The sequence below is a fragment of the Ruegeria sp. THAF57 genome, assembly GCF_903914075.1.
In the GTDB taxonomy this organism is placed as follows: domain Bacteria; phylum Pseudomonadota; class Alphaproteobacteria; order Rhodobacterales; family Rhodobacteraceae; genus Ruegeria.
On sequence record NZ_CAIWNQ010000002.1, the window covers coordinates 141,091 to 161,055 of the forward strand.

The 19,965-nt window shown below is 58.6% G+C and carries 22 protein-coding genes; 10 read left to right on the top strand and 12 right to left on the bottom strand.

The genetic code is table 11. The annotated features are described in order from the left end of the window. The 7 genes from sdhD to RUESEDTHA_RS04705 all read right to left on the bottom strand — a co-directional run bounded on the left by sdhD (nucleotide 1) and on the right by RUESEDTHA_RS04705 (nucleotide 4,353). Nucleotides 1–372, bottom strand: coding sequence for a succinate dehydrogenase, hydrophobic membrane anchor protein (sdhD, locus tag RUESEDTHA_RS04675; protein WP_171122560.1), 372 nt, complete (start codon nucleotides 370–372; stop codon nucleotides 1–3). Between the two features lie 10 nt (nucleotides 373–382). Next, entirely contained in the window at nucleotides 383–766 is a 384-nt protein-coding gene (sdhC, locus tag RUESEDTHA_RS04680) for a succinate dehydrogenase, cytochrome b556 subunit (RefSeq protein WP_171211772.1), read from the bottom strand. Nucleotides 767–969: 203 nt separating this feature from the next. After that, the gene (locus RUESEDTHA_RS04685; RefSeq protein WP_171239881.1) at nucleotides 970–1,632 is read right to left on the bottom strand and encodes a DUF1194 domain-containing protein; all 663 of its coding nucleotides are present in this window, start codon (nucleotides 1,630–1,632) and stop codon (nucleotides 970–972) included. A gap of 57 nt (nucleotides 1,633–1,689) precedes the next feature. After that, nucleotides 1,690–2,718: a MaoC family dehydratase gene (locus tag RUESEDTHA_RS04690; RefSeq protein WP_180884852.1), complete on the bottom strand. Its 1,029-nt coding sequence runs from the start codon at nucleotides 2,716–2,718 to the stop codon at nucleotides 1,690–1,692. After that, nucleotides 2,718–2,924 carry a DUF1737 domain-containing protein gene (locus RUESEDTHA_RS04695; protein WP_180884854.1) on the bottom strand — a complete coding sequence of 69 codons (207 nt, stop codon included), beginning with the start codon at nucleotides 2,922–2,924 and terminating at the stop codon, nucleotides 2,718–2,720. Before RUESEDTHA_RS04695 ends, RUESEDTHA_RS04690 begins: the two co-directional genes overlap by 1 nt. 10 nt (nucleotides 2,925–2,934) lie before the next feature. Beyond that, nucleotides 2,935–3,489 (bottom strand): NnrU family protein, encoded by a 555-nt coding sequence (locus RUESEDTHA_RS04700; RefSeq protein ID WP_180884856.1) that lies wholly within the window; start codon nucleotides 3,487–3,489, stop codon nucleotides 2,935–2,937. 6 nt (nucleotides 3,490–3,495) lie between these two features. Then, nucleotides 3,496–4,353, bottom strand: a complete 858-nt coding sequence (locus tag RUESEDTHA_RS04705; RefSeq protein WP_180884858.1) for a CoA ester lyase — start codon at nucleotides 4,351–4,353, stop codon at nucleotides 3,496–3,498. A 171-nt stretch (nucleotides 4,354–4,524) separates the two neighbouring features. On the opposite strand from RUESEDTHA_RS04705, the gene RUESEDTHA_RS04710 reads away from it, so the two are divergent. Beyond that, nucleotides 4,525–4,824 (top strand): hypothetical protein, encoded by a 300-nt coding sequence (locus tag RUESEDTHA_RS04710; RefSeq protein ID WP_180884860.1) that lies wholly within the window; start codon nucleotides 4,525–4,527, stop codon nucleotides 4,822–4,824. On the opposite strand, the gene RUESEDTHA_RS04715 is transcribed toward RUESEDTHA_RS04710, so the two are convergent. Further along, nucleotides 4,821–5,576, bottom strand: coding sequence for a sulfite exporter TauE/SafE family protein (locus RUESEDTHA_RS04715; protein ID WP_180884862.1), 756 nt, complete (start codon nucleotides 5,574–5,576; stop codon nucleotides 4,821–4,823). The two genes, RUESEDTHA_RS04710 and RUESEDTHA_RS04715, sit on opposite strands and share 4 nt — an antisense overlap. Nucleotides 5,577–5,723: 147 nt before the next feature. Here RUESEDTHA_RS04715 and mdh point away from each other — a divergent pair, with 147 nt between their 5' ends. The 9 genes from mdh to RUESEDTHA_RS04760 all read left to right on the top strand — a co-directional run bounded on the left by mdh (nucleotide 5,724) and on the right by RUESEDTHA_RS04760 (nucleotide 16,974). Further along, the gene (mdh, locus tag RUESEDTHA_RS04720; RefSeq protein ID WP_180884864.1) at nucleotides 5,724–6,686 is read left to right on the top strand and encodes a malate dehydrogenase; all 963 of its coding nucleotides are present in this window, start codon (nucleotides 5,724–5,726) and stop codon (nucleotides 6,684–6,686) included. Between the two features lie 322 nt (nucleotides 6,687–7,008). Beyond that, nucleotides 7,009–8,202, top strand: a complete 1,194-nt coding sequence (sucC, locus tag RUESEDTHA_RS04725) for an ADP-forming succinate--CoA ligase subunit beta (protein WP_180884866.1) — start codon at nucleotides 7,009–7,011, stop codon at nucleotides 8,200–8,202. Between the two features lie 83 nt (nucleotides 8,203–8,285). Further along, nucleotides 8,286–9,167 (top strand): succinate--CoA ligase subunit alpha, encoded by an 882-nt coding sequence (sucD, locus tag RUESEDTHA_RS04730; protein ID WP_170353524.1) that lies wholly within the window; start codon nucleotides 8,286–8,288, stop codon nucleotides 9,165–9,167. A gap of 40 nt (nucleotides 9,168–9,207) precedes the next feature. Further along, nucleotides 9,208–9,750 (top strand): DUF805 domain-containing protein, encoded by a 543-nt coding sequence (locus RUESEDTHA_RS04735; protein WP_180884868.1) that lies wholly within the window; start codon nucleotides 9,208–9,210, stop codon nucleotides 9,748–9,750. Then, nucleotides 9,747–12,704 carry a 2-oxoglutarate dehydrogenase E1 component gene (locus RUESEDTHA_RS04740; protein ID WP_180884870.1) on the top strand — a complete coding sequence of 986 codons (2,958 nt, stop codon included), beginning with the start codon at nucleotides 9,747–9,749 and terminating at the stop codon, nucleotides 12,702–12,704. The genes RUESEDTHA_RS04735 and RUESEDTHA_RS04740 overlap by 4 nt, the downstream gene beginning before the upstream one ends. 3 nt (nucleotides 12,705–12,707) lie before the next feature. Further along, the gene (gene odhB / locus RUESEDTHA_RS04745) at nucleotides 12,708–14,234 is read left to right on the top strand and encodes a 2-oxoglutarate dehydrogenase complex dihydrolipoyllysine-residue succinyltransferase (RefSeq protein ID WP_180884872.1); all 1,527 of its coding nucleotides are present in this window, start codon (nucleotides 12,708–12,710) and stop codon (nucleotides 14,232–14,234) included. Nucleotides 14,235–14,236: 2 nt separating this feature from the next. Beyond that, nucleotides 14,237–14,506, top strand: a complete 270-nt coding sequence (locus tag RUESEDTHA_RS04750) for a hypothetical protein (protein WP_180884874.1) — start codon at nucleotides 14,237–14,239, stop codon at nucleotides 14,504–14,506. A gap of 72 nt (nucleotides 14,507–14,578) precedes the next feature. Then, nucleotides 14,579–15,967, top strand: coding sequence for a dihydrolipoyl dehydrogenase (gene lpdA / locus RUESEDTHA_RS04755; protein WP_180884876.1), 1,389 nt, complete (start codon nucleotides 14,579–14,581; stop codon nucleotides 15,965–15,967). A 158-nt stretch (nucleotides 15,968–16,125) separates the two neighbouring features. Continuing rightward, on the top strand, nucleotides 16,126–16,974 hold the full coding sequence (locus tag RUESEDTHA_RS04760) for a DUF533 domain-containing protein (protein WP_180884878.1): 849 nt from the start codon (nucleotides 16,126–16,128) through the stop codon (nucleotides 16,972–16,974). 9 nt (nucleotides 16,975–16,983) lie between these two features. On the opposite strand, the gene RUESEDTHA_RS04765 is transcribed toward RUESEDTHA_RS04760, so the two are convergent. Genes RUESEDTHA_RS04765 through RUESEDTHA_RS04780 form a run of 4 tightly spaced genes read right to left on the bottom strand, consistent with a single transcriptional unit; the run spans nucleotide 16,984 to nucleotide 19,889 of the window. Next, the gene (locus RUESEDTHA_RS04765) at nucleotides 16,984–17,589 is read right to left on the bottom strand and encodes a pyridoxamine 5'-phosphate oxidase family protein (protein ID WP_180885906.1); all 606 of its coding nucleotides are present in this window, start codon (nucleotides 17,587–17,589) and stop codon (nucleotides 16,984–16,986) included. Beyond that, on the bottom strand, nucleotides 17,576–18,316 hold the full coding sequence (locus RUESEDTHA_RS04770) for a 1-acyl-sn-glycerol-3-phosphate acyltransferase (protein WP_180884880.1): 741 nt from the start codon (nucleotides 18,314–18,316) through the stop codon (nucleotides 17,576–17,578). The genes RUESEDTHA_RS04765 and RUESEDTHA_RS04770 overlap by 14 nt, the downstream gene beginning before the upstream one ends. Next, nucleotides 18,316–19,215 carry an ABC transporter permease gene (locus RUESEDTHA_RS04775; protein ID WP_180884883.1) on the bottom strand — a complete coding sequence of 300 codons (900 nt, stop codon included), beginning with the start codon at nucleotides 19,213–19,215 and terminating at the stop codon, nucleotides 18,316–18,318. Before RUESEDTHA_RS04775 ends, RUESEDTHA_RS04770 begins: the two co-directional genes overlap by 1 nt. After that, complete coding sequence (locus tag RUESEDTHA_RS04780; RefSeq protein ID WP_171122598.1) at nucleotides 19,212–19,889, bottom strand: cell division ATP-binding protein FtsE; 678 nt, start codon at nucleotides 19,887–19,889, stop codon at nucleotides 19,212–19,214. The genes RUESEDTHA_RS04775 and RUESEDTHA_RS04780 overlap by 4 nt, the downstream gene beginning before the upstream one ends. Nucleotides 19,890–19,965: the final 76 nt, after the last annotated feature.

Sequence of the window (19,965 nt, forward strand, 5' to 3'; positions counted from 1 at the left end):
TTAAAGCGCCAGCTTCACAAGGGCAAAAAGCCCCGCAGCAATCAAAGTGTATCCAAAAGCTGCAACTGCCATCAGGCTCAGCTTTTCTGCGACGCCGTGCACATAGTCCTCAATCGCCACCTGTGCCTCGCGGACTAGGTGAATAATAACGACGACCAGCGTCAGCCCAGTTATGATCGCCGGGAACGGACGGCTGTAATAGGCAAGAACCTCTTCGTAGGTTCCGCCCAGCCCGTTGGCGAAAGTGAACACAAATAGTGGAACAAGGAAAACCAGTGCCGTTGAACTGGCCATCATTTGCCAGTGGTGATGTGTCCCCTGCCGGCCTGCACCTGTGCCCTGCGCACGCTTACGGTCTGTCAGATAACTCATGGTGTCCCCCTTAGACCGCAATCGCTGTTATGAACGAAAGAACAGTGGCCAGCACCAACATGCCGATCCCCAGCTTTTCCGAGATGTTGACGTCCACGCAATACCCCAGATCCCAGATCACGTGGCGCAAACGCCCGAGCATGTGGTAAAAAATCGCCCAGGTCGCGCCAAACATGACCAGATCGCCCAACCAGCTTCTCATCAAGCTATCAATAAAGTTGAACGCGGTCTCTGACGTTGCGGCTGCCAGCAGCCACCACACAACGAAGAAGGACATCGCCAAGGCTGCGATTCCGGTGATCCGCACCAGAATAGAGGTCGCAGAGGTCAACTGCGGACGATAAATCGTAAGATGTGGTGAAAGAGGGCGATTGCCCCGATTTACATCGGCCATGTCGGATTGGCTCCTTTTCGGTTGCTTCCGAAGGTTTTACTGTTTTTTGCAAGTCTGTCACGCGCTGCAACTGCAAAAAAGCTCATATTTGGCGCAAAATGGTGGATAATTTCAAATTGTGATCACACAAAATAATGACGTGATCACAAATGAAATCACAGCTTTCAGATGTTAGCGCCTTCACCTCCGAATCTGACCCAAAGCTATTCCAGCCCCGCGGTTTGTTGTGTCACTTCGCGCAGCAGTTTCTTACGAATTCGTTCAGGGTAATCTTCGAAACCGGCGGCAGAAACGACAAATGCGCCTTCGCCGACAATAACATTCTCAAAGAAATACGCGGTCAGGTCCGGTTCGGTTTCCTCGATGGCAATCGCGTTGACAGTCACGCCCCGGCTGCGCAAAACGCCGTGAATTTCCGTGGGTTCGACCCCTTCGTTTGAAATTCCGTCACCCGAGATGTCAATCAAGTGCCTTTTGCATTCGGAAACCGTATTGAAACTGGTCAGGGTCATTTCCAAGGCTTCGCCTATCGCCGTTGAAAAGTTGCGCCACACACGCGGATCCGATGCCACCTGCCCAGCAAAGGCGTCCAGCGTTTCAAAACTGTCAATTCGCGTCCAGGGTATCGTTACTTTCTGACGCGACGCGCCAGTCCACTGTACCAGCATCAGGCGCGCGTCACCGCGCACCAATGCCTCGGACACAATGGGATCGCGCAATCCGGCCGCAAGGCCGTCCATCTGGATACGGTACTCGGTGGAATCAACAGACCCCGAAACGTCCACAGCCAAAGCCAAGGCCAGATCACATGCCAAAGCAGGCGGGGTCAGACAGACACAAACAGCAATCGAGCGAAACACGAGCATGACCGCAGCCTAGCACGTTTGGGAAAGGCTGCGATCACATGAATGTGGGCAGGCTGATTAGACGGGCATCAGGGCCCAATAATCTAGATCAAGCAGGATGTTCGGCATGTACCGGCCATCTTCGTTTTTAAGTTCAAAAGGCTCTCCACCTTTGGTGGCCACCAGACGCAGGCGGATCGCCCCCACACCGGGAACATCTGTCTCGGCCTTGTCCAGAACCTCGGACCAGGTTTTGATCGTATCGCCCGCGAAACACGGGTTAGCGTGCGCACCGCCATTCAGGCCGACCACCATCTGTGCATTCGCCAGACCATTGAATGACAATGCCCGCGCCATCGAGATTACGTGGCCACCATAGATCAGTCGCCCCTCGGGGCGGAAGGTCAGGTCGAAATGCACCTTGGCGGTGTTTTGCCACAGGCGCGTGGCCAGCATATGTTCGGCCTCTTCGACGGTGACGCCATCCACATGGTCGATCTTTTCGCCGATCTCATAATCGCTCCAGCGATGCGCCTCACCGGCCTGCGTGAAATCGTAGTTCGAAAAATCCAACCCCTTCGGGATGACCAGATCGCCCGGCTCCAGCGCCTTTTTCAGTTGCGGCACAACCGCCTCGGGCGCTGCCGTGGACAGGTCCGATTTGCGCACCATCACCCAGCGGACATACTCCATGACCGCCTCGTCGCGCTGGTTCAGACCACGGGTGCGCACGTAAACCACCCCGGTCTTGCCATTCGAGTTCTGCTTGACCCCGATCACCTCGGATTCCGACCGCAGCGTATCACCGGGATAGACCGGCTTCAGCCAGCGCCCCTCGGCATAACCCAGATTGGCCACCGCGTTCAGCGAGACATCGGGCACGGTCTTGCCAAACACCACGTGAAACGCCGCCATGTCGTCCAACGGGCTTTGCGGCAAACCCGACGCCCGGGCGAACTCATCCGAAGAATACAGCGCATGACGCGCCGGATACAGCGCGTGATACAACGCACGTTCGCCATCGGTCACAGTGCGCGGCACTGCGTGGTGCAGCACCTGCCCGACGGAATAATCCTCGAAAAAGCGGCCCGGATTTGTTTTTGCCATTATTGCTGTCCCAGTTTCATGTCAGAGGAGTAATCTGCCGCGACCTCTTTGGTCACAGCCTGCGCGCAGCGCATCACGTTATTTGCGGCGTCAAAGGCATAGGACGGGTCGCCATACAGCTCCCACCCCTTGGCCAGCGCGTCGGACACTTTGTGGCAAAAGACCGAGGTGTCCTCTTCGGTCAGCAAGCGATAAAGTTTTGCCATCCTCAGTCCCTTATGATCCGAACGGCGACGGGCCAACCAGCCCGTGAATATAGCCGATCACGCCCAGCAGAACGATCGAGGCCGCAAAGAACATCGCATCCTTGCCATAGGTGCCGGGCTCGCCGGGGGTCCAGTCGGGTTCGGACTTGTTGATCACGATCACTTCGACCACAGCCCAGGCCAGCAAGCCGCCGAATAGGATGATCGACGCCAAATCGCCATTCACCAGCAGATGCGCAAAGGCCCACAGCTTGAACCCGCCCAGCATCGGATGGCGCAGCTTGTTCAGCAGGCGGCCTTTTTTGGGCGCGGGGCTCATCAGGAAGATGGCGATCAGCACCAGCAGGTTGTTGACGTGGATCAGGAACGTGGGCGGTGCCCAGACATAGATGAAATCGGTCATGCGATAGCCGAAGATCATCAGCAAAATCGCCGCCACTAGCGCCAGAGCTACCGCGCCTTTACCACCATTGCCCATGGCCGCGCGCCGCGCGGGCGCGACGCGTTTGAACAGATGTGCGGCCCACCAAAGCGCCACACCAAGGATCAGAAGAACAAAGCCCATGCTGGCTTACCCCGCTTGCAAAGCTGAAATCGCCTCTGCTTTTGCCAGAATTTCGCGGGCGGTTGCAACGTGCAGGTTTTCCACGATCTTGCCATCCACAACAGCAACGCCCTGCCCTTGTGCTTCGACCTCTTCAAAGGCGGCAATCTGACGTTGCGCCAGGTCAATTTCGGCGTCCGACGGGGCAAAGGCTGCGTTCGTGATCTCGACCTGAGCGGGGTGGATCAGGGTCTTGCCGTCAAAGCCCATGTCACGGCCCTGCGTGCATTCTGCGGCCAGACCTTCGTCATCCTTGAAAGCGTTATATACACCGTCCACGATGATCAGCCCCTCGGCCTTTGCGGCCAGCAGGCACAGGCCCAGCGAGGTCATCAGCGGCAGGCGGTCGAGGCGGAACCGGGTCTGCAATTCCTTGGCCAGATCGTTGGTTCCCATAACAAAGCCCGCCATCAGCGGATGCGCGGCGATCTCGGCGGCGTTCAGCATTCCGCGCGGGGTCTCCATCATCGCCCAGATCGGGATATCGCCAGTGATCGCGCCCAGCGCGTCCACATCAGCGGCCGAGTTCACCTTGGGCAGCAGAACCACATCGGCGTCCATGTCCCGCACGGCCTCGGCATCGGCGCGGCCCCATTCGGTGTCCAGCCCGTTGATCCGCACAATCTTAACCCGCGCGCCATATCCACCCGCGGCCAAAGCGGCCTTGAGCGTTTCCCGCGCGTTCTCTTTTTCGTCGGCGGCGACGGCATCTTCCAGATCAAAGATAATCGCGTCGACCGGCAAGGTACGTGCCTTGTCCAGCGCCCGATCTTTCGAGCCGGGGATATACAGAACAGAACGATAGGGGCGCTGACGGGGGTCCATTGGCCTCTCCCTTGTGAAATAAAGTTGCGCGGAATGGGGCATTTTTTGTCGGAAAGTTCAAGGACAAAATCGCCGCATTGCAGCATTCGCGACGCAACGTGCGTTGGTTTAACCAGATTTCGGCACGTCACTTGCACCCTTTTGGACATATGGAATCGAAAGGTTGCAAGGATGCAGAAGACACTGTTCAAGATGACGATGGGGCTGGGCATCATGGTTCTGGCCGCCGTTCAGGTGCAGGCACAGACCTGCGCGCCCCGCGAGGAGATCATAAAGCGACTGGCTGAAACCTATGGCGAGACCCGACAGGGTATTGGCATCGCGCGACAAGGTGCGGTGATGGAGGTCTATGCCTCGACCGCAAGCGGTAGTTGGACGATCACGGTGACGTTGCCGGACGGGATGACCTGCCTGATCGCATCCGGTCAATCCTATGAGGATATGGCCGAGGCGTTGCCGCCCAACGTCTAAGTCAGCGCATCCCAGATCAGTTTGCTGCCCGTGAGGGTCAGCAGAACATAGGCGATGCCAAAGAACAGGCGCTCGGACAGCATGAAATGTGCCCGGACGCCCAACCACGCGCCAAGAATGGCGAACGGAGCCAGCAGCAAATCGGCCAGCGCCGTGTGCCATGTGAACAGGCCCAGATAGGCAAAGGGCACGAATTTCACCGCATTGATGACCCAGAAGACCAGCACGGTGCTGGCTTGAAACTCGGTCTTCGTCAAGCGTTGCGACAGCAGGTACACGGCGGCAGGCGGTCCGCCGGCATGGCTGACAAAGCTGGTGAACCCGGCCACCAACCCTGCAAACAGACCGGCCGACGGCGGCAGACGGTTGGCAAAACCACGAATCCAGCCCCTGCTTTGCGCCACATGCCAAATCACGAACCCGACCGAGATCCCTCCGATCAGCAGGCGAAGCAGGTCGTCGTCGGTGACACGATAGAGCCACGCGCCCAGCGCGACACCCGGCACAGCCCCCAGAATCAACAGGCGCGAATCCGGCCAGCTCCACCGCTTCCAATAGGGTTTCAGGGTGGCAACGTCGATCACCATCAGAATCGGCAACATCAGCGCCAGGGCCTGTCCGGGCGTCAGGATCAACGCCAGAATCGACGAGGACGCAAAGGCCACGCCCGACCCGAACCCGCCCTTGGAAATGCCTGCAAAGATCACGGCAGGGATCGCCACGGCAAAGAACATCAAGTCCAGTTCGAACATTCAGCCTTCCTGAAATGCGATGTTTAGCGCCCGACGGACGCTACGAAAAACGGTATGCGGTTGTATGCCACGCAGCAGAACACTTGCACAAATCCGTTTTACCGACTAGCACAACCGCGATTTCAAAACCCATCGGAGATATCCCAAATGGCCAGACCCAAGATCGCGCTGATCGGCGCAGGTCAGATCGGCGGCACGCTCGCCCACCTCGCTGCAATGAAAGAACTGGGTGATGTCGTCCTGTTTGACATCGCCGAAGGCACACCGGAAGGCAAGGCGCTGGACATCGCTGAATCCGGCCCCTCCGAAGGGTTCGACGCCAAGCTGAAGGGCACCCAGTCCTACGCGGACATCGCCGGCGCGGACGTCTGCATCGTGACTGCTGGTGTCCCCCGCAAGCCGGGCATGAGCCGCGACGACCTGCTGGGTATCAACCTGAAAGTCATGAAGTCGGTTGGCGAAGGCATCGCTGCCAACGCGCCCGATGCGTTCGTCATCTGCATCACCAACCCGCTGGACGCGATGGTCTGGGCGCTGCGCGAATTCTCGGGCCTGCCGCACAATAAGGTCTGCGGCATGGCAGGCGTTCTGGATTCGGGCCGTTTCGCGCACTTCCTGTCGGAAGAGTTCAACGTGTCCATGCGCGACGTCACAGCATTTGTTCTGGGCGGCCACGGCGACACGATGGTTCCATCGGTGCGCTATTCGACCGTTGCCGGTATCCCGCTGCCCGATCTGGTTGAAATGGGCTGGACCACACAAGAGAAACTGGATGCCATTGTTCAGCGTACGCGTGATGGTGGCGCCGAGATCGTTGGCTTGCTGAAAACCGGTTCGGCCTTCTATGCCCCTGCGACTTCGGCGATCGAAATGGCAGAAGCCTATCTGAAAGACCAGAAGCGCGTCCTGCCCTGTGCCGCCTATTGCAACGGCGAGCTGGGCGTTGACGGCATGTATGTGGGTGTTCCCACTGTGATCGGCGCGGGCGGAATCGAACGTGTTGTCGACATCAAGCTCAACGAAGAAGAGCAAGCCGGTTTCGACAACTCAGTCAACGCTGTGAAAGGCCTGATCGAGGCATGTAAGGGCATCGACAGCTCGCTGGCCTGATTTCAGCCTTTTTTGACATTCCAAACCGGCCCACAAGTTGGGCCGGTTTTCTTTTGTACTGGCCTCTTGATCTGCAATACTTGCGGGAAGAGTATTAGCGCAAACACCTCAAACACCTTTTTTGAATGTGTTTTCAAAGGCGCGAAACGATTTATCGAATCATAAATTCAACTTCCGCCATTTTGTGATCACACCCCAAAAAAGTGTGATCACAAACAGTAAAAATCTCTGTGAAAAAGAGCTTTGAAAACAAAAAAACCTTTAAATTTACCCCTTGGACATTTCTATAACGAAGTAATCGTAGTCAAACGGGACAGTTTCGATGAACATTCACGAATATCAGGCCAAGGCTCTTCTTCGCAGCTATGGCGCTCCGGTCTCTGAAGGTCGCGCGGTTCTGCGCGCCGAGGAAGCCAAAACCGCAGCCGGTGAACTGGACGGCCCCTTGTGGGTTGTAAAGGCCCAAATCCACGCGGGTGGCCGCGGCAAGGGCTCGTTCAAAGAGGCTGACGCTGGTGAAAAAGGCGGTGTCCGTCTGACCAAATCGGTGGAAGAAGCCGCCGAAGAAGCCAAAAAGATGCTGGGCCGCACGCTGGTCACGCATCAGACCGGCCCCGCTGGAAAGCAAGTCAACCGAATCTATATCGAGGCTGGTTCTGGCATCGAACGCGAACTGTATCTGGCCCTGCTGGTGGATCGCCAGACCAGCCGCATCTCGTTTGTATGCTCGACCGAAGGCGGCATGGACATCGAAGAAGTGGCCGAGTCCACGCCTGAGAAAATTCTGTCCTTCTCGGTGGACCCTGTGACCGGCTATCAGGCCTATCACGGCCGCCGCATCGCCTTTTCGCTGGGTCTGGAAGGCGCGCAGGTCAAGCAATGCGTGCGTCTGATGGGTCAGCTGTACCAGGCCTTCGTCGAGAAGGACATGGAGATGCTGGAGATCAACCCGCTGATCGTGGCCGAAGGCGGCGACCTCAAGGTGCTGGACGCCAAGCTGGGCTTTGACGGCAACGCGGTTTACCGCCATCCCGACATCGCCGAGCTGCGCGACGAGACCGAGGAAGACCCCAAGGAACTCGAAGCCAGCAAATACGACCTGAACTACATTGCGCTGGACGGTGAGATCGGCTGCATGGTGAACGGTGCCGGTCTGGCAATGGCCACGATGGACATCATCAAGCTGTACGGCGCCGAGCCTGCCAACTTCCTCGACGTGGGCGGCGGTGCCACCAAAGAGAAAGTGACCGAGGCGTTCAAGATCATCACCTCGGACGAAAACGTCAAAGGCATTCTGGTCAACATCTTCGGCGGCATCATGCGCTGTGACGTCATCGCCGAGGGCGTTGTCGCCGCGGTGAAAGAGGTCGGCCTGAAGGTTCCGCTGGTCGTGCGTCTGGAAGGCACGAACGTCGAGAAAGGCAAAGAGATCATCAACACCTCTGGCCTGGACGTGATCGCCGCGGACAACCTGAAAGACGGTGCCGAGAAGATCGTTAAGGCGGTAAAAGGCTGATTGTCATCCCGTAGGGCGGGCTTCAGCCCGCCTTTCCCAAGATTTTGGCGGGCTAAAACCCGCCCTACAAAGGAGAACGCCAGATGGCAGTCCTCATCGACGAAAATACCAAAGTGATCTGTCAGGGCTTTACCGGCTCGCAGGGCACATTCCACTCTGAACAGGCCATCGCCTATGGCACCAAGATGGTCGGCGGCGTGACCCCCGGCAAAGGCGGGATGACGCATCTTGACCTGCCCGTGTTCAACTCGGTCCACGAGGCCAAACATGTGACCGAAGCCAATGCCTCGGTGATCTATGTGCCGCCGCCCTTCGCGGCCGACTCGATCCTCGAAGCGATTGATGCCGAGATGGAAGTGATCGTCTGCATCACCGAAGGCATCCCGGTTCTGGACATGATGAAGGTGAAGCGCGCGCTGGAAGGTAGCAAATCGCGCCTGATCGGCCCGAACTGTCCCGGTGTCATCACGCCCGACGCCTGCAAGATCGGCATCATGCCCGGCCACATCCACAAGCGCGGCTCGGTCGGCGTTGTGTCGCGTTCCGGCACTCTGACTTATGAGGCCGTCAAGCAGACCACCGATGTGGGTCTGGGCCAGTCCACCTGCGTGGGCATTGGCGGCGACCCGATCAAAGGGACCGAGCATATCGACGTGCTGGAATGGTTCCTGGCCGATGACGAAACCCACTCGATCATCATGATCGGTGAGATCGGTGGTTCCGCTGAAGAAGAAGCCGCACAGTTCCTGGCGGATGAGGCCAAGAAGGGCCGCAAAAAGCCGGTTGCCGGTTTCATCGCAGGCCGCACGGCCCCTCCGGGCCGCCGCATGGGTCACGCGGGCGCGATCGTCGCTGGCGGCAAAGGCGGAGCCGAGGACAAGATCGAAGCCATGCGCTCGGCCGGTATCGTTGTGGCGGAAAGCCCGGCGACGCTGGGTGAGGCCGTGCTGGAAGCGATTGGTTAAAGCGGCGGCTTAGCCGTCTACTTTGGGAGGAACGGAAAACATGACCTTTGGTGAGGCTGTCAAAACGTGTTTCTCAAAGTTCTTAACTTTCTCGGGCCGCGCCTCGCGGCCCGAATACTGGTTCTTTTTCCTTTTTATCGTGATCTGGAATATCATCGCCGGGGTTATTGACTGGCAGTTTTTCACTCAGGTCACCACGACGGAAACGGACACGACGAAATCCGTCGCCGCCACCTCAAGCCAGCCGGTGCAGTCGATTGTCAGCCTGATCGTCTTTTTCCCGCATCTGGCTGTTGCATGGCGTCGGATGCATGACACCGGGCGCAGCGGGCTTTATGCGCTGCTGCCGATCCTGCTGATCCTCGGAGCCGCCGCAGTTCTGATTTTCGGAATTGGTCTGGCGTCCAGCTTCCAGCACGGTGGCAATCTGGACATCCTGTTTACCCGCGCCACTTTGCTGGTCGTCATTCCGACGCTGCTGGTTCTGGTGGTGTCGCCTCTCCTGGTGCTGTGGTGGCTGACCCGCCCCAGTCAGCCGGGCACAAATCAATACGGTCCCAACCCATATGAGGTAACCCAATGACCGAACACTCGCCCAACTCTGCCTTTCATGCCTCAAGCTTTATGCAAGGGCATAATGCCGAATACCTAGAGCAGCTTTATGCTCAGTACACAAAGGACCCCGGCGCGGTAGACGCGGCCTGGGCCGAGTTTTTCAAGGCCATGGGCGACGCGACGCCGGACGTCCAGAAAGAAGCCGAAGGGCCATCATGGGCGCGAACCGACTGGCCGCCGATGCCAGCGGATGATCTGACCGGGGCGCTCACTGGGGAATGGGCTGAGATTGACGCCAAGGCGGCAGGAAAAAAGATCAAGGACAAGGCGGCAGACAAAGGCGTTGCGGTCAGCGACGACCAAATCAAGCGCGCCGTTCTGGACAGTTTGCGGGCGCTGATGCTGATCCGGGCCTATCGCATCCGGGGCCATCTGGCGGCCAATCTGGATCCGTTGGGGATGCGGGCGGCCAGCACCCATCCGGAACTGGACCCCAAGACTTATGGCTTCACCGAGGCCGACATGGACCGGCCTATCTTTATCGACAACGTGCTGGGTCTGCAGATGGCCTCGATGCGGCAGATCGTCGATATCGTGAAGCGGACCTATTGCGGCACCTTCGCGCTGCAGTACATGCATATCTCCGACCCGGAACAGGCCGCTTGGCTGAAGGAACGGATCGAAGGATACGGCAAGGAAATCGCGTTCACAAAGGAGGGCCGCAAGGCGATCCTGAACAAGATGGTCGAGGCCGAAGGTTTCGAGAAATTCCTGCACGTCAAGTACATGGGTACCAAACGGTTCGGTCTGGACGGGGGTGAGGCCCTGATCCCCGCGATGGAGCAGATCATCAAGCGTGGCGGTGCCTTGGGCGTCAAGGAAATCGTCATCGGGATGCCGCACCGTGGCCGTCTGAACATTCTGGCCAACGTGATGCGCAAACCCTATCGCGCGATTTTCAACGAGTTTCAGGGCGGCAGCTTCAAGCCCGAGGACGTGGATGGCTCGGGCGATGTGAAATACCACCTCGGTGCTTCCAGCGACCGTGAATTTGACGGCAACAGCGTGCACCTGTCGCTGACGGCCAACCCCAGCCATCTTGAGGCAGTGAACCCGGTTGTTCTAGGCAAGGTCCGCGCCAAGCAAGATCAGTTCAAGGACGCCGAGCGTACCTCTGTGATGGGCATCCTGCTGCACGGCGACGCAGCTTTTGCCGGTCAGGGTGTTGTTGCCGAAGGGTTCGGCCTGTCTGGTCTGCGCGGTCACAAGACCGGCGGCACCATGCATATCGTCGTGAACAACCAGATCGGCTTTACCACCGCGCCGCATTTCAGCCGCTCCAGCCCATATCCGACGGATATCGCGCTGATGGTTGAGGCACCGATTTTCCACGTGAACGGCGACGACCCCGAGGCCGTGGTTCACGCCGCCAAGGTCGCCACTGAATTCCGCCAGAAGTTCCACAAGGACGTGGTCATCGACATCTTCTGCTATCGCCGGTTTGGTCACAACGAGGGCGATGAGCCCATGTTCACCAACCCGATCATGTACAAGAAGATCAAGACGCATAAGACCACGCTGTCGCTGTACACCGAGCGTCTGGTCAAAGACGGCCTGATCCCAGAGGGCGAGATCGAGGACATGAAGGCCGCGTTCCAGGCCCATCTGAATGATGAGTTTGAAGCCGGAAAAGACTACAAACCCAATAAAGCTGATTGGTTGGACGGGCGCTGGTCGCACCTGGACAAGAACAAGGAAGAATATGTGCGTGGCGACACTGCGATCACGCCCGAGACAATGGCCGAGATCGGAAATGCGCTGACCCATGCGCCTGCAGATATCGCCGTTCACAAGACGGTGTCGCGCCTGCTCGATCACAAGAAGCAGATGTTCGAAAACGGCAAAGGTTTTGATTGGGCAACAGGTGAAGCGCTGGCCTTCGGGTCCCTGCTGACCGAAGGTTATCCGGTGCGTCTGTCTGGTCAGGACGCGACACGCGGCACATTCAGCCAGCGTCACTCTGGCTTTGTGCACCAAGAGACCGAGGAACGGTATTACCCGCTGAACAATATCCGCGCCGGCCAGTCACAGTACGAAGTGATCGACTCGATGCTGTCCGAATACGCGGTGCTGGGCTTTGAATACGGTTACTCGCTGGCCGAACCCAATGCCCTGACCCTGTGGGAGGCGCAGTTTGGCGATTTTGCCAACGGCGCGCAGATCATGTTCGACCAGTTCATCAGCTCGGGTGAATCGAAATGGTTGCGGATGTCCGGGTTGGTGACGCTGCTGCCGCACGGGTTCGAAGGGCAAGGCCCGGAACACTCGTCGGCGCGTCTGGAACGGTTCCTGCAAATGTGCGGTCAGGACAACTGGATCGTGGCGAACTGTACGACGCCAGCGAACTATTTCCACATCCTGCGCCGACAGTTGCACCGGACATTCCGCAAACCGCTGATCCTGGTAACGCCCAAGTCGCTGCTGCGTCACAAGCTGGCCGTTAGCACGACCGAAGATTTCACCACCGGATCCAGCTTCCACAGGGTGCTGTGGGATGACGCCCAGCAAGGGAATTCCGACACCAAGCTGGTCGCAGACAAAAAGATCAAGCGGGTCGTTCTGTGTTCCGGCAAGGTCTACTATGACCTGCTGGAAGAGCGCGACGCGCGTGGTATCGACGATGTCTATTTGCTGCGGATCGAACAATACTATCCCTTCCCTGCGCATTCACTGATCAACGAGCTTGAGCGATTCAAAGGGGCCGAGATGGTCTGGTGTCAGGAAGAACCAAAAAACCAGGGGGCCTGGACCTTTATCGAGCCGAATATCGAATGGGTCCTGACCCGGATTGGTGCCAAGCATACACGGCCGCGCTATGTCGGCCGCGCGACGTCGGCCTCGCCCGCAACGGGTCTGGCCAGCCAACACAAAGCCCAACAAGAAGCGCTGGTGAACGAAGCGCTGAGCATTGAAGGAAAATAAGCAATGTCCATTGAAGTTCGTGTTCCCACGCTGGGCGAGTCGGTCACCGAGGCCACGGTTGCAACCTGGTTCAAAAAACCGGGCGACGCAGTGGCTGTGGATGAGATGCTGTGCGAGTTGGAGACCGACAAAGTCACCGTCGAAGTCCCCTCTCCGGCCGCTGGCGTGATGGGTGAGATCGTTGCAGCCGAAGGCGAAACCGTAGGCGTTGACGCTCTGCTGGCGACGATCGCAGCCGGAGAAGGCGCAGCCCCGGCTCCGGCGGCGGCCCCAAGCCCTGCACCTGCCGCCGCACCCGCAGCATCTGGCGGAAGCGTGGACGTGATGGTTCCGACGCTGGGCGAATCCGTCACCGAAGCGACTGTGTCCACTTGGTTCAAACAGGTCGGCGACAGCGTTGCGCAGGACGAAATGCTGTGTGAACTGGAAACCGACAAGGTTTCGGTCGAGGTTCCCGCCCCGGCGGCTGGCGTATTGGCCGAGATCGTAGCGCCCGAAGGCACCACCGTCGACGCAACGGCAAAGCTGGCCGTGATTTCCGGCGCAGCGGCAGGTGCAGCCCCGGCACCGGCAGCACCGGCGCCGGCACCTGCCGCAGGCACCGGCGATGGCGGTGGCAAGGATGTCGCCAACGCACCGTCCGCTGAAAAAGCAATGGTCGAAGCAGGCCTGTCAGCAAATCAGGTCACCGGAACCGGGCGCGATGGCCGCATCATGAAAGAGGACGTCGCAAACGCTGTTGCAGCGGCCGCTACGGCGCCAGCACCTGCGGCGGCTGCGCCCGCCCCTGCTGCCCCTGCCCCACGCGCGCCGGTTGCCGCAGAGGATGCCGGGCGCGAAGAGCGTGTGCGCATGACCCGTCTGCGCCAGACCATCGCCAAGCGCCTGAAAGACGCGCAGAACACCGCCGCGATCCTGACCACCTATAACGAGGTGGACATGACCGAAGTGATGGCCCTGCGCAGCCAGTACAAAGACCAGTTCGAGAAAAAGCATGGCGTCCGTTTGGGCTTTATGTCCTTCTTCACCAAAGCCTGCTGTCACGCGCTGAAAGAAGTACCTGAGGTGAACGCCGAGATCGACGGCACGGATATTGTCTATAAGAACTTCGTCCACATGGGCGTGGCTGCGGGAACTCCGCAAGGTCTGGTGGTTCCGGTCATCCGCGACGCGGACAGCATGTCCTTTGCCGAAATCGAAAAGGCGATCGCAGAAAAAGGCAGACGCGCCCGTGACGGCAAGCTGTCCATGGCCGAAATGCAGGGCGGCACCTTCACCATCTCGAATGGCGGTGTCTACGGCTCGCTGATGTCTTCGCCGATCCTGAACCCGCCGCAATCGGGCATTCTGGGTATGCACAAGATTCAGGACCGCCCTATGGTGATCAACGGTGAAATCAAGATTCGTCCGATGATGTATCTGGCCCTGTCCTATGATCACCGGATCGTTGACGGCAAAGGCGCGGTGACGTTCCTTGTCCGCGTGAAAGAAGCGCTGGAAGACCCACGCCGCTTGCTGATGGACCTGTAATCATGGCGACTCATGTACTTTGGGAGGCTGACGTGGCGGACTTTGATGTCTGGCTGAAAGTCTTCCGCGAAGACCAAAAAATGCGAGAGGCTGCGGGAATCCGCGACCTCCACATCTGGAAGGACCCAGATCAGAACGACCACGCAGTTGCGTTGTTTGAAATCACGGATCTGGAGCGCGCTCAGGACTTTATTGAATCTGAGGAACTGGCCATGCATCACGAGCGTGGCGGGGTTGCCCATATCAAAACAAAAATTCTGACACCGGTCTGACTATTGCCGGGTGCGCCATCCCATGATGGCCACCCGATTTCAATTTAACTCCTCAGGTTCTAGGAGAATAAAATGGCAAACTATGATGTCATCGTTATTGGCGCCGGCCCCGGCGGCTATGTCTGCGCGATCCGCTGCGCCCAGTTGGGTCTGAAGACCGCTGTCGTTGAAGGGCGTGAAACCTTGGGCGGGACCTGCCTGAACGTAGGCTGCATCCCGTCGAAGGCTTTGTTGCACGCATCGCACCAGCTTCATGAGGCCGAGCATAACTTTGCCAAGATGGGCCTGAAGGGTAAGTCCCCCTCAGTCGATTGGAAGCAGATGCAGGCCTATAAGGACGAGGTGATTGACGGTAACACCAAGGGCATCGAGTTTCTGTTCAAGAAGAACAAGATCGACTGGCTGAAGGGCTGGGGCTCGATCCCTGCCGCGGGTCAGGTCAAGGTGGGCGAAGAGGTCCACGAAGCCAAGAACATCATCATCGCCTCTGGGTCCGAGCCGTCCTCGCTGCCGGGTGTCGAGGTGGACGAGAAAGTCGTCGTGACTTCGACCGGTGCGCTGTCGCTGGGCAAAATCCCGAAAAAGATGGTCGTGATCGGCGCGGGCGTGATTGGGCTGGAGTTGGGCTCGGTCTATCAGCGTCTCGGCGCCGAGGTGACGGTGATCGAATTCCTCAACGAGATCACGCCGGGTATGGACCCCGAGGTACAAAAGACGTTCCAGCGGATTCTCAAGAAGCAGGGCCTGAAATTCGTCATGGGCGCCGCCGTGCAAAAGACCGAGGCCACCAAGACCAAGGCCAAGGTCACCTACAAGCTGCGCAAAGATGACAGCGAACACGTGATCGACGCCGACACCGTGCTGGTCGCCACCGGGCGCAAACCGTTCTCGGATGGTCTGGGGCTTGAGGCGTTGGGCGTTGAGATGACGCCGCGCGGCCAGATCAAGGTTGGCAGTGACTGGCAAACCAACGTGCCCGGCATCTATGCCATCGGTGACGTGACCGAAGGCCCGATGCTGGCCCACAAGGCCGAGGATGAAGGCATGGCCGCCGCCGAGCAGGTCGCAGGCAAGCACGGCCATGTGAACTACGGCGTTATTCCCGGTGTGATCTACACTTGGCCCGAGGTCGCCAATGTCGGCGAAACCGAAGCCACGCTGAAAGAGGCGGGTCGCGCCTATAAGGTCGGCAAGTTCATGTTCATGGGCAATGGGCGCGCCAAGGCGAACTTTACCGCCGACGGTTTCGTCAAGATTCTGGCCGACAAGGAAACCGACCGCATTCTGGGCGCACATATCATTGGCCCCGCTGCCGGCGACCTGATTCACGAAGTCTGCGTCGCGATGGAGTTCGGTGCGTCGGCTGAAGACCTGGCCCTGACTTGTCACGCCCACCCGACCTACTCGGAAGCCGTGCGCGAGGCTGCGCTGGCCTGCGGGGACGGCCCAATCCATAGCTGACCTTTCAGCACTCAAAGCGATTTAAAGGCGGGCCAATGTGTCCGCCTTTTTTATTCCGCGACTCTGCCTTAGTTTTGCTCTCGCTTAGGTTGATCAACACTTTGTGACCGCTGGGCGCGTCCCTGCGGCTGGGATCGAACAATTTTTTTGAGGCTGATATGAGATTTCTTTCGCTTTGCGCTGCGGCGCTGATTATCACGTTATTTTTCGGACAAGAGGCACAGGCGGGGCGCGCGGGTGGCGTCTGGGGTACATCCGAGCAGATGACCCTAATTACGCCCACGGATATTGAAGACAACACCGGACAAAAGCTGTCATTGTGCCATCTGACCAAGAAAACGCACATCATGTTCGCCGGGGTTTGGCGCAGCTCCATCGGTTATGTGATGGCACCGAATGAGTGCGACAGCGACAGTTACTACAACATGCCCGCAGACAGGCTGGAGCTTGGGAAAGCGCTGGGTGACTTTCCCTCGGACTTGCCAGCGCAACCCAAAATGTCTCGTGCGGACATGGTGTCCGGCTTTTGGGGCTTGGGTGCAATCGCCGTTCTTCTGATTTTGGCCGGAGCAAAAAAGGCGGGACAATCCAAGCGCACGAAAGAACGCTATGCGGAAATGGGCACAGCAAATCCCGCAGCGTTGCAGGCAATGGATGCGATGTGCCATGCAGCAAAAGCGGACGGCTCGCTTGATGCCGCAGAAATTAAGATGATGGCCAATATCGCCAAGCAGATGACGGGTGAGACCTTTGATGAATCCCGCATTCGCCGCATCTATAACATGGCCGAGGCCAAGCCAACGGATGCGCAATTTGCGGCCTTTGGCCGTGGGCTGACTGCCGATCAGAAACGCATGATCATGCAAGCCACGCTGATGATCGTGGGCGCAGATGGCGATCTGGACAAGGCTGAAACAGTGTTCATTCAGAAATTGGCAAAGGGTCTCAGTATCAGCGTGGACGAGGTCAAGGCGATGTTCCAGAATATGGCCGCTCAACCCGCCTGATCTGCGGATTTACCACATCGTTTTCGCGGCGCGCGCTTGCCATTCCTGATCATAGCGTGCGCCGCCCTCTTCTCCGCTTGAGGCTTCGGCCAGAATTTCACCGATCGTGGGAAGGTTGGTGCTTTCGTCACCGCTGTTCCAGGTGCGCGCCCGGATAAGCGCGCGGGCGCATTGTGTGTAGACCTCGGCTATGTCGACAACGATCACCGTCGCTGGACGTTTGCCGTTTTTCCCAAACCGCTCCGTCAAAGTCGTATCTGCTGTCAGTCGGGCCGTGCCATTCACACGTACGACATTGTTTGACCCCGGCACCATGAACATCAGGGAAACGCGCGGGTCGCGCACGATGTTGCGCAGACTGTCCAGCCGGTTGTTGCCCCGCCAGTCGGGCATCGCCAGCGTTCTGTCATCCAGTTCCAGAACCACGGGCCCGTCATCTCCGCGTGGGCTGCCATCCACACCTTCCGGACCGACCGTGCTGAGGACGCATAAACGCGACGCCATGATCCATTTTCGGTACAAAGGGGTCAGCCGGGCCGCCACTTTGCGTAGGGATGGCGCTGCCGGAGTCCCATAGAGACCTTCGAGCGTTTCTAAGTCCTCAATGAACTCCATCTGGATCAAACCCCACTTCCCGCATCAACGCATCTGAACGCGTTTCGATTGCCTCTTCCAGCCGGGTCAGAAACGCCTCCCGCTCGACACCCGGCTCGATCGGGTCCAGGAAATCGACAATCGCCAGACCGGGTTTCCGCATCACCCCGGTCCGAGGCCAGAAAACTCCGGCGTTAGTAGCCGCCGGAACACAGGCAAAACCCAACCCTTCGTACAGCACTGCGGCACCAACCTTATAAGGTTTCCGCGCGCCAGGGGCGACACGTGTGCCTTGCGGATAGATGACCAACTGACCCGGCTCGGCAAACTCTGTCGCGACGTCCTTTACCATCTTGGCCACCGCTGCGCCTTTTTTGCCGCGATTCACCGGGATACACCCAAGCCGACGGGCATAAAGACCAATCATCGGCGTCCAGAGCAGTTCCCGCTTCATGATAAACTTTCCATGCGAGACCGCGTGGAAGATTATCATGATATCCAGAAACGACTGGTGTTTGGCCCCGATTACCACTTCATCCACGGGCACCGTGCCGCGAACTTCGAAACGAATACCGACCATCCAACGCGCCAGCCAAAGGGTTGTGCGGGCGTACAGCTTGCAGGCCTGCAACGCGCCTTTCTTGGCAAACAGGGCGTAAGGCGCAAAGACAATGCCCAGAACCAACATCCAAGCGTAAATCACGATCATGAAAATCAACGATCGAATCCACTGAATCGCATCAGCCATCACGAAAGCTCCGTCAATTTGCGGGTTGCCGCGGTCCAGGTGGCCAGAAACGCAACTGCGGCTCCCATAAGGGGGATAAGTAACGGCAGAAACCAACCCAGCCCCTGAAACCCGAGGCCGGTCAGGAACCCACCCTCATCCGAGGCTTCGGGCAACAGCAAGACCCCTGTCATCCCAAGCACAACGCCGACCAAGGCACCAAAGAACGCGCGATACGTGAACCGACGCACGAAAGCACTTGCGATGAATCTGTCGCGCGCGCCCACAAGCCGCAGAACTTCGATAATCTGCGCATTGGCCGCAAGTGACGCGTTTGCAGCCAACGTGATCATGGCCGCCGTCGCAACACCGATCAGCAGGATTGAAATCCACCCCAGCCGACGCAGCGACGTCGCCGCATCGACCAATGGCTCGCGCCAACGGGTGTGGTCATCCAGCACAGCGCCCGGCACCTCGGCCCCAAGCCGCAAGCGAAGGCCGGTTACATCCAGCCCCGGCGCGCCCTCGACAATCTCTATCAGTTGCGGGACGGGCAGCGTATCCAACGGCAGGTCCGAGCCAAACCACGGAGACAACAGGGCCAATTGCTCATCCGATGTCAAAGCCCGCGCAGATGCAACTCCTGGCGTTTGCGACAGCACCGTAAGCGCGGCCTCGGTCTGCGCGGCAAGCTGATCGGACGGGGCATTGATGCGCAACGTAGCCGCACCTGCCAACTCAGTCGCCCAACGGTCAGCCAGTCGCCCCGATGCCAGTGACAAGGCCAATGCAAACACCGCAAGGAAAGCCATCGCGCCTGAGACAAACACTGTAAGCTGCGCCGTATACCCCGTTGGGGGAACAACGCGATCAGCCCGCTTGTCCCGTTTCAGCAGATTGCGAATGGTGCCCTCGCTCATAGATCTGCTCCGGCCAGTTGGACCTGTCGTTGCGAGATGCGCAGCACACGCGCCTGAACCTGACTTTTGGCCGCACGGATTAGGCTAAGGTCATGGGTGGCGATCAAAACGGTTTTTCCCATCTTGTTCAGTTCCACCAATAGACGCAGCAGGCGTTGGGACATCTCCCAATCGACGTTCCCGGTGGGCTCGTCCGCCAGCACGACATCCGGCGACAGGATCACCGCCCGGGCCAGGGCTGCGCGTTGACGCTCACCACCCGACAGTTCGGGCGGAACCGCCTCTTGCCGCGTGCCCAGCCCGACCCAGTTCAACAACTCGGTCAAGTCCTGCTGCTGCGCAGATTCGGCACGGCCCGACACCATCAGCGGCAGGGCCACGTTCTCGGCCAATGTCATGTGATCCAAAAACCGGCAATCCTGATGCACGACTCCGATCCGGCGGCGCAGCAACGCCATTTGATCGCGGTCCAGCGTGGCAACATCCTGCTCAAATGCCTTAAGCTGCCCCGAGGTCGGCAACAGCGCCCCGTAGCAAAGTTTCAAAAGGGTCGTCTTACCCGCGCCCGACGGCCCGGTGAGAAAATGGAACGAACCCGGGTTCAACTGTAGGGAAACATCGCTCAGCAATGCTCCCCCACCATAGGTATAGCTGACGTTTTCCAGCTCGATCACAGGCGCCCCCCGGTTATTCTGTTGTTCTTCTTGCCCGAGCATGGTGACGGTTTCAATGCCTGCACCGGGTCGAATT